The organism is Gillisia sp. Hel_I_86 (assembly GCF_007827275.1).
In the GTDB taxonomy this organism is placed as follows: Bacteria; Bacteroidota; Bacteroidia; order Flavobacteriales; family Flavobacteriaceae; genus Gillisia.
In genome coordinates, this window is record NZ_VISE01000001.1 from 410,798 (window position 1) to 424,669 (window position 13,872).

Below are 13,872 nucleotides of genomic sequence, written 5' to 3' on the forward strand. Positions count from 1 at the left end.
ACATTCGGATATTTTTCGGGACACGGAATTTAAACCTTCAATGAGGGATAAAAATTGTATTTTGGCGGACAAACAAAATAATTCATGGAAAACGCTCCCCTATTTACCAACGATGCCATAGTATTAGGAATTTTAATGGTCTCTTTAGGGTTTGTATTTTTAACCTCTGCCAAGGATAAAGGGTTTTGGAAAAAATTCTATTCTATCGTTCCCGCACTTTTAATGTGCTATTTGATTCCTGCCATATTCAATTCCTTGAATATCATTTCAGATGAAACCTCACAGCTCTATTTTATTGCCAGCAGGTATTTATTACCGGCTTCGTTGGTATTAATGACACTGAGCATAGATTTGAAAGCAATCTTTAATTTGGGGCCAAAGGCATTGATCATGTTCTTTACCGGTACCATAGGAATAATAATAGGTGGGCCTTTAGCAATTCTTTTGATTTCGATTTTTTCTCCTGAAACCGTTGGGGGAATTGGTCCAGATGCCGTTTGGAGAGGCTTGTCCACCTTGGCAGGAAGTTGGATTGGCGGCGGAGCCAACCAAGCTGCCATGTTGGAGATATACGAGTACAATCCAGATCTATATGGCGGGATGGTACTTGTGGATATCGTGGTTGCGAACCTTTGGATGGCGATCATCTTGTTTGGTATTGGAAGAAATGAGCGAATCGATAAATGGCTAAATGCAGACGATTCGGCTATTGTAAACCTTAAAAACCAAGTTGCCGCTTATGCAGAGAGTGTTACAAGGATCCCATCACTTGCAGATATCATGATTCTCCTAGCGCTAGCCTTTGGTGCTGTAGGAATCGCACATTGGGGAGCAGATGGAATTTCAGCTTACCTTTCGGCCAATTTTAAAGTTTTCACCGATAATAAAAGTGCATTATCCTCCTTTTCCTCTTCCTTTTTCTGGATGATTTCCATTGCCACTGCAATTGGAATTATACTTTCCTTCACCAAATTTAAATCTTATGAAGGGGCGGGGGCAAGCAAGATAGGAAGTGTGTTTATATATATGCTCGTGGCAACAATCGGAATGAAAATGGACCTAACCATGGTGTTTGATAACCCCGGCCTTATTGCTATTGGTGTGGTTTGGATGGCTATCCATGCTGTACTTTTAATTTTGGTGGCCAAATTAATTAAAGCTCCATATTTCTTTCTTGCAGTTGGTAGTCAGGCGAACGTGGGTGGCGCGGCGAGTGCCCCTGTGGTAGCCGCTGCTTTTCACCCCTCTCTTGCAACAGTTGGTGTATTACTAGCAGTGTTTGGTTACGTGGTGGGTACCTACGGTGCCATACTGTCCACAATTTTAATGCAAATGGCTGCTGCCAGTTAGTAATCAAGAACCTCGGGGCATCCCGTTAAAAATATCGGGAGGGGGAATTAAACCCTCAATGAGGGATTAAATAAAAATTTATAAGATATTTGCCACCAAAACATTTCAACTAAAATTGATGAAAAAATTAAGTTTATTACTACTCGTTCTTTTGGGTCTCACCGCATGTTCCGATAAGGAAAACAATCTTTTGGTAAAGGGGCAGGTTAAAGGATTGAAAAAGGGAACTATCTATTTACAGAAAATTGATGATACCTTATTGGTAAATGTAGATTCTGTGATGATCGATGGCGATGCAAATTTTGAATTGGGCGATTATTTGGAAAGTCCCCAAATCATGTACCTATTACTAAATAAAATAGATAATGAGGTTTATAATGATAGAATTGAATTCTTTGCTGAAGAAGGGGAAGTGACTATACATACTACTTTAAAGGATTTTGAAGTAGATGCAAAAGTAGTTGGTTCTGCAAATCAGGAAAAACTCACGGAATACAAAGAGATGATGCAACGCTTTAATGACAAAAATTTGGAATTGATTCAGAAGAATTTTGAAGCACAGCGGGATAAAAATGAAGATTTGATTATTTCCACCAACCAGGAATACGATAGGCTATTAACGAGAAAATATTTATATACGGTTAATTATGCCATGAACAATAAAGATTTAGAGATCGCCCCCTATTTGGCGCTTTCTGAAATCTTTGATGCAAATATCAAATATCTGGACACTATTTATACCTCCCTTACTCCAGAAGTAAAAAAATCCAAATACGGGAAAGAGCTAAAATCATTTTTAAAGGAACGAAGAAAAAATGAAAAGCTGGAGAGCAAAGTGGAAAATCAATAAGAGCGTTTTTAATTTAATTATAATGTTAATGTAAAAGACACTGTCTCAAAGTCAGGTACGTGTCATCCTGAGACCCGTGAAAAAAAATAGCTAACGCAGGAAATTGACGTGTTTAAAAGTTGCTCCAAATATAGCGCATTGAAGGATTTTAGAGCAGATTTCTCCTAGCTCGGACAACAATAAATTAGAGTTGTCATTCTGAAGAAAACGTAGTGGACTGAAGAATCTCAATAAATAAATCAAAATCAATTTAATTAGAGATCCCTCCTAGCGTCGGGATGACAAAGTATTCAAAATACGTTAATGGTAATTTATTTCAGGATCTTAACTAATTGAAAATCAATATCGGTTAGAAGCTCAAACACTTCTGATAGCTACTGGAACAGCTTGACAAAAAAGGCGCTTTTTAAACCACCTCATTTTTAGTGTGGAAAATATTACCAAGACATTTTCTAGCATAAAAAAATAGCCAATGCTTTTTCCATTTAATCCATAAAAAACCCTCTCCAAATGGCGAGGTTTAAAAGGAGAGCCGATGGAGGGACTTCCTTCGACTTCGCTCAGGACAGGCTTATCGTCCAAACAAAATAAAAGTAAAAAAGCTCCTCCTAATGGAGAAGCTTTTTCTAGAGCCGATAGAGGGACTCGAACCCACGACCTGCTGATTACAAATCAGCTGCTCTAGCCAGCTGAGCTACATCGGCATCTAACAAATATTATAATTTATTGATCTTCTCTACCAAAGCATTCGCTTTAGTTTCAAGATCCTTTTCTATACCTTTAAAATGTTTCTTTTTATCTTCAACATTCTTCTGATTGATCTTAGCGATTAATTCATCAAAAGCTACGATAGCTTCATCGACAATCACCTCGGTTTTTTTTGGGTCTTGCTTGGGATCAGCTAATTGGTGGATATATGCAGCTTCAATAATATCTCCCATCACATAATTCACATCCCTTTTTAACAATCTCTTACTTGCCATATTTTCTAAATTTTAAGTTGCGAATTTAATCTATTTTCCAATAAGACTACACACTTACCTCCAAAATTTTTGCTCCTGCACTATTTATTTTAATTTTCGTTGCGCAAGCAGGTATTAACAAGGTTTCCCCTTGTTTTAAAATTTCTGTATTTGCATTTTCCAGATCAATAACAGATTCTCCTTCTACTCCAATTAACATCCAAAAACAATCTTTTTGAGAATAATCTTTTGTTAATTCACCTATAACAGCAATAATTATTCATCCTTTTGCATCTTAATTTTCTTTATTGCTTTTGTGGTGTGTGAAGCTGCATTAAAATTGTTGTACTGCATAATCAATTCCCCTTTTTTATCGAACACAAAAGTTTCCCTTCCTGGCAGCAGTCCCAAAAGTGCCGGTTTAACACCAAAAGCATTTCGGGCTTTTTTTTCTATATCTGATAAAAAAATAAAGGGTAATTGGTATTTTGATTTAAACCTCTTGTGGGATGCCTCAGAGTCCGAGCTTATTCCTATAACTTCAGCATCCATTGCCTTAAATTCCTCATATTTATCTCGAAATTCGCAAGCTTCTTTTGTGCATCCAGGAGTAAAATTCTTCGGGTAAAAATAAACTACCAAAGCTTGCTTTCCAGAGAATTTATTCAGTGCAAACAACTCCCCGGTTTCGTCTGGAATGCTGATATTGGGTATCTTATCCCCTATTTTTAATGCCATCTATCCTCCATTATAAGTAACAAAATTCCTCGGAGTCTCATATAAGGTTACGCTAAGCTCCATGGTTTCTTTAAGTTTGGGCCTTAATTTATTCCAAACAACCACTGCGATATTTTCTGCAGTAGGATTCAATTTTTTAAACTCTTCAACTTCAACATTCAAATTCTTATGATCTAAATATTCTTCAATTTCTGAAGCAATAAGGTCTTTTAACACCTTCATATCCACTACAAACCCGGTTTCTGGATCTATATCTCCTTTAACAGATACCGTTAATTCGTAATTATGCCCATGAAAATTGGGATTGCTGCATTTTCCAAATATCTTCCGATTCCTATCATCATCCCAATCCTTGCGATACAACCTATGGGCAGCGTTAAAATGAGCTTTTCTATGTACAGTTACTTTCATCGTTCTATAGATTGGTAATATTTCTCAAAAATAATCTTAAACCATGCAGTATATATCGATGGATTATTTACCATATCCTTTGCCACCTCCTCCAATCTCATCCACTTCCATGCCCCAGCTTCTTCAGGATTAAGTTTTGGTTCCTCAGTATAGTTCCCAACCAATATATGGTCAAATTCATGTTCTGTCAAGCCATTATCAAACGGAGCTTTATAAATGAAGGAAATAGTGTCTTCCAGTTCTGCAGTAAAGCCCATTTCTTCTTGAAGGCGTCTTTTACCAGCTTCAATATTTGTTTCCCCTTCTCTTTGATGACTACAACAAGTGTTGGTCCATAATCCGGGAGAATGATATTTTGAAAGTGCCCTTTGCTGAAGCATCAATTCATTCTTTTCATTGAATATAAATACTGAAAATGCACGGTGCAACAGTCCTTTTTCGTGGGCTTCCATCTTTGGCATTAAACCAATAGGCTCGTCCTTTTGATTTACCAAGATCACTTTTTCTTCTGTCATAGCTAAAATTGAAAATCAAAAATACAAAATCGCACTACCAAATCATAGGAAAAATAGGAGCTAGCAGCTGAAAATTCATTTTTAAATAATAAGATCCAAATCAAAGAACAATTCCCATTTCTGGATCAAAAATTTTATCTTTGCAGCCTTAAATAAGCCTATGAAATTTACCGACGAGATAAAAAGAAGAAGAACATTTGGCATTATTTCTCACCCAGATGCCGGAAAAACCACGTTAACTGAAAAGCTTTTGCTATTTGGTGGCGCGATACAAGAGGCCGGGGCGGTAAAATCCAATAAAATAAAAAAAGGCGCAACCAGTGATTTTATGGAGATAGAGCGCCAACGCGGAATTTCTGTAGCTACTTCAGTACTTGCATTCGAATATGATGGAATAAAGATCAATATCCTGGATACTCCCGGGCACAAGGATTTTGCTGAAGATACTTTTAGAACCTTGACCGCGGTAGATAGTGTTATTGTAGTGATAGATGTTGCAAAAGGTGTCGAAGAGCAAACCGAAAAGTTGGTAGAGGTTTGTAGAATGCGAAATATTCCAATGATCGTTTTTATTAATAAAATGGATCGTGAAGGAAAAGATGCCTTTGAATTGCTGGATGAAATTGAACAAAAATTAAGCTTACGGGTTACTCCTTTAAGCTTTCCAATTGGAATGGGTTACGACTTTAAAGGGATCTATAATATCTGGGAGAAGAATATCAACCTTTTTACTGGCGATCCTAGAAAGGATATTGAGGACACCATTGAAATCTCCGATCTTAAATCGGAAAAACTGGACGAACTTTTAGGTTCTAAGGCTGCTGATACTTTAAGAGAGGAGATCGAATTAATAGACGGTGTGTATCCAGATTTTGATAATAAGGAATACTTAGAAGGAAATTTACAGCCCGTATTTTTTGGATCGGCGCTTAATAATTTTGGGGTTCGGGAATTATTGGATTGTTTTGTGAGCATTGCTCCCACTCCACGTGCTAAAGCAAGTGAAGAAAGAATTGTAGAACCAGACGAAAAACAATTTACCGGCTTTGTATTTAAGATCCATGCGAATATGGACCCAAAGCATCGCGATCGCCTGGCATTTGTAAAGATCGTATCTGGTATTTTCGAAAGAAACAAACCCTACTTACATGTAAGGCATGGGAAAAATTTAAAATTCTCCAGTCCGAATGCCTTTTTTGCTGAAAAGAAGGAAATTGTAGACACCTCCTATCCAGGCGATATTGTGGGGCTACATGACACCGGGAACTTTAAAATTGGAGACACACTTACCGAAGGGGAAGTGCTTCATTATAGAGGGATTCCAAGTTTCTCCCCAGAACATTTCCGCTATATAAACAACGCCGATCCTATGAAATCCAAACAATTGGAAAAAGGGATCGATCAGTTAATGGATGAAGGGGTTGCGCAATTGTTCACCTTGGAAATGAACAATAGAAAAGTGATAGGAACCGTTGGCGCACTTCAATTTGAAGTTATTCAATATAGATTGGAACATGAATATGGTGCTAAATGCACTTATGAGAATGTAAATGTCTTTAAAGCCACATGGGTGGAAGTAAAAGATCCAAAAAGTGAAGAATTTAAGGACTTTAAAAGGGTAAAGGCAAAATTCCTAGCTCACGATAAAAGAGGGCAATTGGTTTTCTTTGCAGATTCTCAATTCTCTTTACAAATGACACAATCCAAATACCCAAGTATTAAATTTCATTTGGTTTCGGAATTCTAAAAAATAAGTTTTTAAAATTTATAATTTCATAAAAGTAGACCAACCAAAAACTTGCATTTTTGATGCAATCTATTGATATTATAATCCCTCGATTCTAAGGAAAACCGAGGGGTTTTTTTTGCATTTAAAATTATTAGAAGGTAAAATTTATTCTAAATATTTCTTTTGGCTTATGCTATTTTCAGGTATGTAATAAATCTAAAACAATTCTTTCAAATATTTAATATTAGACTTTGCAGTAGCAATAGCATCAGCAGCATGTCCATTCAACATTAATTTTCCCATACTTGTAGCAAAACCTTTCATTTGACTGAATTCAACTTTAGGAGGCATTGCTAAAGCATCAGGATCTGTATAAATATTTACAAGAGCAGGGCCATTATGCGCAAATGCCTCTAACAAAGCACCTCTAACATCTTGACACGCCTCTACGCTCCAAGACTTTATATCCATGGCTTCAGCAACCTTAGCAAAATCTGGATTTTTCATATCGGTTTGCCATTGTGGGTATCCCGCAACTTGCATTTCAAGCCGTACCATTCCCAACGTTCGATTATTGAAAATAATTATTTTTGCTGGTATATTGTACTGGCTTATGGTCATTAAATCTCCTAAAAGCATACTAATTCCCCCATCGCCACATAACGCAATAACTTGACGATCTGGTCTTGAAAGTCCTGCTCCAATAGCCATAGGCATCGCATTCGCCATAGAACCATGGTTAAATGAACCTGTTAGATACCTATTGCGTTTCCCCTTAATATATCTGGCTGCCCACACGGCAGACATCCCAGTATCAACTGTAAAAATAGCATCGTCTGCAGCTACTTCATCAATTACAGAAGCCACAAATTCGGGATGAATATTTTTTTCTTCAGATTTCGCTTTTACGTAAGAAGCATATTTTTCTTCTTGCTCCTTATGCAGTTTCTGCATATCTTTTAAAAATGCATCATTAGTTTTATTTTCTAACATTGGGAGTAAAACTTTCAATGTATCTTTTATTTTACCCGCATAACCGTAATCAACTTTTGCGCGCCTACCAATACGTTCTGGTTTATCATCTATTTGAATGATCGTATTTTCTTCAGGTAAAAAGTCGGTGTATGGAAAATCTGTGCCTAATAGAATTAGCAAATCAGCTTCGTGCATGGCTTTAAATCCAGATTTGCTTCCTAATAATCCATTTAGACCTACAGCATATGGATTACTTATTTTGTCAAAAAATATTTTACCTCGGAAACTATAGCCCATAGGAGCATTTAATTTTTCTGAAAGCTGCATCGCCTCTTCTTGTGCATCTTTACAACCATAACCACAGAACAACATCACTTTTTTATTGGAGTTTATTACTTCTGCCAGTTGTTTCATTTCTTCCTTTCCAGGAATAAGTCTGGAGTTAGTATGAAAATTTTTATGAGCAGTAGTAATATGCTCCACATCGGCTTCTGAAACATCTCCCGGCAATCCTACAACAGCAACACCCCTGTGTTGAATTGCATGTTGAATTGCAGTTTGGAATGCATTCGCTGCCTGTTCTGGAGTATTTGCCATTACACAATATTTGCTGCAATCGTCAAACAGTTTAACAACGTTGGTTTCTTGGAAATTATCCATCCCCGCTTTGTTAGTATTTATAGTGGTAGCAATTGCAATTACTGGGTTTCCAGATCGATTGGCATCGTATAAGCCATTTATTAAGTGTACGTGACCTGGGCCGCTACTCCCCATGCAACAACCAATCCCGTCAAGTTCGGCATCCATAGAAGCAGCATAGGCTCCTGCTTCCTCATGGCGTACATGAATCCATTCAATTCTTCCATCTCTTCGCACTGCATCGTTAATAGGGTTTAAACTATCACCAGTAACGGCATATAACCTTTTAACACCTGCATTTACTAAATTTTCTACTAATATATCTGCTACTTTCTTCGCCATTTTTCTGCTTTTTCATAAAGATAGCAAGCGAAGGCTTGGTTTTCTATTAAGGCGACGTTAAATATTTTTTTGTAAGAAAATGCAGTTAATTTTTTTTCATAATTGTTTCAAAATTCAAAGATACTAATTCTTCAATACTCAAAAATTGCGTTTGAATTCTTTTTTATCTTAATGATATATAACTTTCTGGATTGTCTAAGAATTTCTTTGAGTAGTTCAATTTTAAAATTAAATTTATGCTTATCCGTTTAAACACCTAAAAATAGGTTTTGTCTCCCTGGGCGGAATCGAAGGGTTAAACAAAGGCGTCACGACTGCGCTCGACGTGACATTTTTAGTTCCATTATGCCTTTTAGGCATATTAGCGGTATACAATTAAATTATCTCCAAAATCCTTTAAAAGTATATTGTTATAAATACATAGGTATGAAAAATGGCATTTTAGCCATGCCCTAATTAAAGAAATTAGGCTTGGCCCGTTGGTCCAAAATTCAATGGAATTGGAGGCTGCTCGTAATCTTTTATTTCCCCGTGTGCCTTTTCAAAACGCTTTACGTTATCTCCCAATGCCTTTAATAACCTCTTAGCATGTTGTGGGGTTAATATAATTCTCGATTTCACCTTGCTCTTAGGTGTTCCGGGCATTATACTCACAAAATCCACTACAAATTCCGATACCGAATGATTGATGATGGCTAGATTGGAATAGGTTCCCTCAGCTATTTTTTCATCCAATTCTATATTGATCTGTCCTTGTTTAGGCTTTTTATCTTGGTCGCTCATTTTTTATGTTTAATTGTTATTTGCTGTGAGGTTGTAACGTAGTAATGTTGTGATGTTGTAACGTTGTGATGCTGTGTGGTAATAGTGTAATTGTGCCCATTAATTCCATTTTCTTCATCACTTCTTCACTCTTTCACTCCTTCACTTTTTCACTCTTTCACTCTTTCACTCTTTCACTCTTTCACTCCCTTAAATATAACAAAAATAAAAAGGGCCACAAATTGCAGCCCTCTTCAAATAAATATTTAAAACATTAGTTATAGTTAACTTCCTGCTTCTTCTCCATCATTTCGTTAAGCTCTTCTTTAGAACCCACAATTATGTTGTCGTAAGCACGCATTCCAGTACCTGCAGGGATCTTATGTCCAACGATAACGTTCTCCTTAAGTCCTTCTAGGTAATCTATCTTACCGGCTACTGCTGCCTCATTCAACACTTTAGTAGTTTCCTGGAAGGAAGCTGCAGAGATGAAGGATTTAGTTTGTAGGGAAGCTCTTGTTATACCCTGTAGAATTGGTGTAGCCGTAGCATTTACCGCATCTCTAGCTGTAGCAAGTTCTTTGTCCTCTCTTCTTAAAGATGAATTTTCATCTCTTAGATCACGAACACTTACAAGTTGACCCGCTTTAAGTTTCGTAGAATCACCAGGATTTTTGATTACCTTCAATCCAAATAAGTTGTCATTTTCTTCAATGAAATCTGACTTGTGGATCAATTGGTTTTCCAAGAAAATAGTATCCCCGGAATCTACAATTCTTACTTTACGCATCATTTGTCTAACAACAACCTCAAAATGCTTGTCGTTGATCTTCACACCTTGTAAACGATATACTTCTTGTACTTCGTTTACCAAATATTGCTGAACCGCGTTTGGTCCTTTGATACTCAAGATGTCCTCTGGAGTAATAGATCCATCAGATAATGGCATTCCCGCACGAATATAATCGTTTTCCTGAACAAGGATCTGGTTAGAAAGTTTTACCAAATACTTTTTAACTTCCCCTAATTTAGACTCCACGATGATCTCACGGTTCCCTCTTTTGATCTTACCAAAAGAAATCACACCATCTATTTCACTAACAACCGCAGGGTTAGAAGGGTTACGCGCTTCGAATAATTCGGTTACACGTGGAAGACCTCCCGTAATATCCCCAGACTTGGAAGATTTTCTTGGTATCTTAACCAAGATCTTACCAACCTTGATCTTTTCATCTTTATCTACCATAAGGTGAGCCCCAACTGGTAGGTTATAAGAACGTATAACTTCATCTTTCTTACCTAAAATAAGTAAGGTCGGAATCATTTTCTTGTTCTTGGAATCTGAAATTACTTTTTCTTGGAACCCGGTTTGCTCATCTATTTCAACTTGGTAGGTATAACCTTGTTCGATATTTTCGTACTTGATCTTACCAGCAAATTCTGAAATGATCACCCCGTTATAAGGATCCCATTGGCAAACAATATCATTAGGTTTAACAGTGTCGCCACTTTTTATGAAGATTTGAGAACCATAAGGAATGTTATTAGTACTTAACACCACTCCGGTTTTCTTGTCCTTTACTTTAAGCTCTGAAGTTCTAGAGATTACGATATCTGTAATAGATCCATCTGGACCTTCACCTTTAACAACCTTTAGATCTTCAATTTCTGCCACTCCACCAAACTTAACAAGAAGTTTGTTTTCTTCTGAAATGTTTCCTGCAATACCACCCACGTGGAAGGTACGTAGTGTAAGTTGTGTTCCCGGCTCTCCAATAGATTGAGCAGCAACAACTCCTACAGCTTCTCCACGTTGCACCAATTTATTTGTTGCAAGGTTTCTACCGTAACATTTCACACAAATTCCTTTCTTAGCCTCACAAGTAAGAGCAGATCTTACTTCAACACTAGGAATAGGAGCTTCGTTTATTTTCTTAACAGCTTCTTCAGAAATCTCCTCTCCCGAAGCTACCAAAAGCTCTTCGGTTAATGGATTGTAAACGTCATTTAAGGAAATTCTTCCTACAATTCGTTCTCCTAAAGATTCTACTATTTCGTCATTTTTCTTGAGCGCTGTAACTTCTACTCCTCTTAACGTGCCACAGTCTTCTTCGTTTACAATAACATCTTGGGAAACATCTACCAATCTACGGGTTAAGTAACCTGCATCGGCAGTTTTAAGTGCGGTATCGGCAAGACCTTTACGAGCACCGTGAGTTGAGATAAAATATTCAAGAATGGACAGCCCTTCCTTAAAATTGGATAAAATAGGGTTTTCAATAATTTCTCCTCCACCAGAGTTGGATTTCTTAGGCTTCGCCATCAATCCACGCATCCCGGTTAACTGACGAATCTGTTCTTTAGATCCACGCGCACCAGAATCAAGCATCATGTACACAGAGTTGAATCCTTGGTTATCCTCACGAATACGCTTCATAGCCAATTCTGTAAGTCCAGCGTTGGTTGCAGTCCAAATATCAATTACCTGATTATAACGTTCGTTGTTGGTAATAAGACCCATGTTATAGTTACCAATGATTCCTTCCACCTGTTCGTTGGCTTCATCGATCATGGATTGCTTTTCTTCTGGGATAATAATATCCCCTAAACTGAACGATAAACCACCTGTATAAGCGAATTTATATCCTAAGCTTTTAATGTTATCAAGGAATTCAGCAGTTTCAGCAACACTGGTCACTTTTAATACCCTTCCAATAATATCGCGCAAAGATTTCTTGGTTAATACTTCATTGATAAATCCAGCTTTTGGAGGTACTGTTTCATTAAACAATACTCTACCAGTGGTAGTTTCAATAATTTTATCAACCAATTCTCCTTCTTCATTTAAATCTTGAGTTCTTATTTTTATAGAAGCATTAAGATCTACCATTTTCTCGTTGAAAGCGATAATAACCTCTTCTGCTGAATAAAAAGTAAGTCCTTCTCCTTTAATCTTCACTTCATCTGTAGATACTCTAAGTTTGGTCATGTAATAAAGACCAAGTACCATATCCTGGGATGGAACTGTAATTGGCGATCCATTTGCAGGGTTCAAGATGTTATGGGACCCTAACATTAAAAGTTGGGCTTCCAGGATAGCTTCTGGTCCAAGTGGCAAGTGAACTGCCATTTGATCCCCATCAAAATCGGCGTTGAATGCCGTAGTTGCCAATGGGTGAAGTTGAATTGCTTTTCCTTCAATAAGTTTTGGTTGGAATGCCTGGATCCCTAAACGGTGAAGCGTAGGAGCCCTGTTCAATAATACAGGATGCCCTTTAAGTACATTCTCTAATATATCCCAAACAACTGGTTCTTTTTTGTCTATGATCTTCTTGGCAGACTTCACAGTTTTCACAATTCCTCTTTCAATCAATTTTCTGATTACGAAAGGTTTGTAAAGTTCTGCAGCCATATCCTTGGGAATACCACATTCAAACATTTTTAATTCTGGTCCTACAACAATTACAGAACGAGCAGAATAATCCACACGCTTACCAAGTAAGTTCTGACGGAAACGCCCTTGTTTTCCTTTTAAGGAATCTGAAAGGGATTTCAATGGCCTGTTGGAATCTGTTTTTACTGCTGAAGACTTTCTTGTATTATCGAATAACGAATCTACAGACTCCTGTAGCATACGTTTTTCGTTCCGAAGAATTACTTCCGGAGCTTTTATTTCCATCAATCGCTTTAAACGATTGTTGCGAATAATTACCCTACGATAAAGGTCATTTAAATCTGAAGTTGCGAAACGTCCACCATCCAAAGGCACTAAAGGTCTAAGTTCTGGAGGAGTAATTGGCACCACCTTCATGATCATCCATTCCGGACGGTTCTCCCTATTTTTATTTGCATCCCTAAAAGCTTCTACAACTTGTAGTCTCTTTAAAGCCTCCGTTTTACGTTGTTTGGAAGTTTCGTTGTTCGCTTTATGTCTTAGATCGTAAGAAAGTTCATCAAGATCTATTCTTTTTAAAAGTTCGATCAAACATTCTGCTCCCATCTTAGCGATGAATTTATTTGGATCTGTATCGTCCAAATAAAGGTTTTCTTGTGGAAGGGTATCTAAAATATCAAGATATTCTTCTTCTGTTAAGAAGTCCATCTTTTTTACTGGTTCTCCTTCAGCATTCTTTGCAATACCTGCTTGGATCACTACATAACGCTCATAGTAAATAATCATATCCAATTTCTTGGAAGGAAGACCCAATAAGTATCCTATTTTGTTTGGCAAAGAACGGAAATACCAGATATGCGCTACAGGAACAACTAAGTTGATGTGCCCAACACGGTCACGACGTACTTTTTTCTCTGTAACTTCTACCCCACATCTATCACATACAATTCCTTTGTATCGGATTCTTTTATATTTTCCACAGGCACATTCGTAATCCTTAACAGGACCAAAAATTCGCTCACAGAATAACCCGTCACGCTCAGGCTTGTGCGTACGATAGTTGATAGTTTCAGGCTTTAGAACTTCTCCTCTGGATGCCGCTAAAATGGATTCCGGGGAAGCTAAACCTATAGAGATTTTATCAAACCTCTGTTCTGTACTCTTATCATTATTTCTAGCCATAATCAATGCTATCTAATTATTGT

The 13,872-nt window shown here is 37.3% G+C and carries 11 protein-coding genes and 1 tRNA gene; 3 read left to right on the top strand and 9 right to left on the bottom strand.

Annotated features, from left to right (window positions below):
- The first annotated feature begins 84 nt into the window (after positions 1-84).
- Both JM83_RS01785 and JM83_RS01790 read left to right on the top strand, forming a co-directional pair.
- A complete protein-coding gene (locus tag JM83_RS01785; RefSeq protein ID WP_144958808.1) occupies positions 85-1,350 on the top strand; it encodes a DUF819 domain-containing protein in 1,266 nt (421 codons plus the stop codon).
- Positions 1,351-1,468: 118 nt separating this feature from the next.
- Positions 1,469-2,200, top strand: coding sequence for a DUF4369 domain-containing protein (locus JM83_RS01790; protein WP_144958810.1), 732 nt, complete (start codon positions 1,469-1,471; stop codon positions 2,198-2,200).
- A 630-nt stretch (positions 2,201-2,830) separates the two neighbouring features.
- Here the strand turns inward: JM83_RS01790 and JM83_RS01795 are convergent.
- From JM83_RS01795 to idi, 6 genes are all read right to left on the bottom strand, one after another.
- Positions 2,831-2,904, bottom strand: a tRNA-Thr gene (locus JM83_RS01795).
- A gap of 12 nt (positions 2,905-2,916) precedes the next feature.
- The gene (locus JM83_RS01800) at positions 2,917-3,183 is read right to left on the bottom strand and encodes a hypothetical protein (protein ID WP_144958812.1); all 267 of its coding nucleotides are present in this window, start codon (positions 3,181-3,183) and stop codon (positions 2,917-2,919) included.
- A 46-nt stretch (positions 3,184-3,229) separates the two neighbouring features.
- The gene (locus tag JM83_RS01805; protein ID WP_186434934.1) at positions 3,230-3,382 is read right to left on the bottom strand and encodes a hypothetical protein; all 153 of its coding nucleotides are present in this window, start codon (positions 3,380-3,382) and stop codon (positions 3,230-3,232) included.
- A 56-nt stretch (positions 3,383-3,438) separates the two neighbouring features.
- Complete coding sequence (locus JM83_RS01810) at positions 3,439-3,900, bottom strand: peroxiredoxin (RefSeq protein WP_144958814.1); 462 nt, start codon at positions 3,898-3,900, stop codon at positions 3,439-3,441.
- The gene (locus JM83_RS01815; protein ID WP_144958816.1) at positions 3,901-4,311 is read right to left on the bottom strand and encodes a 6-pyruvoyl trahydropterin synthase family protein; all 411 of its coding nucleotides are present in this window, start codon (positions 4,309-4,311) and stop codon (positions 3,901-3,903) included.
- Positions 4,308-4,826: an isopentenyl-diphosphate Delta-isomerase gene (gene idi / locus JM83_RS01820; protein ID WP_144958818.1), complete on the bottom strand. Its 519-nt coding sequence runs from the start codon at positions 4,824-4,826 to the stop codon at positions 4,308-4,310. Before idi ends, JM83_RS01815 begins: the two co-directional genes overlap by 4 nt.
- A gap of 160 nt (positions 4,827-4,986) precedes the next feature.
- Here idi and JM83_RS01825 point away from each other — a divergent pair, with 160 nt between their 5' ends.
- The gene (locus JM83_RS01825; protein ID WP_144958820.1) at positions 4,987-6,573 is read left to right on the top strand and encodes a peptide chain release factor 3; all 1,587 of its coding nucleotides are present in this window, start codon (positions 4,987-4,989) and stop codon (positions 6,571-6,573) included.
- Positions 6,574-6,771: 198 nt separating this feature from the next.
- Here JM83_RS01825 and JM83_RS01830 read toward each other — a convergent pair whose 3' ends face one another.
- From JM83_RS01830 to rpoC, 3 genes are all read right to left on the bottom strand, one after another.
- Positions 6,772-8,511 carry a thiamine pyrophosphate-dependent enzyme gene (locus JM83_RS01830; protein WP_144958822.1) on the bottom strand — a complete coding sequence of 580 codons (1,740 nt, stop codon included), beginning with the start codon at positions 8,509-8,511 and terminating at the stop codon, positions 6,772-6,774.
- Between the two features lie 465 nt (positions 8,512-8,976).
- Complete coding sequence (locus tag JM83_RS01835; protein WP_144958824.1) at positions 8,977-9,294, bottom strand: DUF3467 domain-containing protein; 318 nt, start codon at positions 9,292-9,294, stop codon at positions 8,977-8,979.
- Between the two features lie 253 nt (positions 9,295-9,547).
- A complete protein-coding gene (gene rpoC / locus JM83_RS01840) occupies positions 9,548-13,849 on the bottom strand; it encodes a DNA-directed RNA polymerase subunit beta' (protein ID WP_144958826.1) in 4,302 nt (1,433 codons plus the stop codon).
- Between the last annotated feature and the right edge of the window lie 23 nt (positions 13,850-13,872).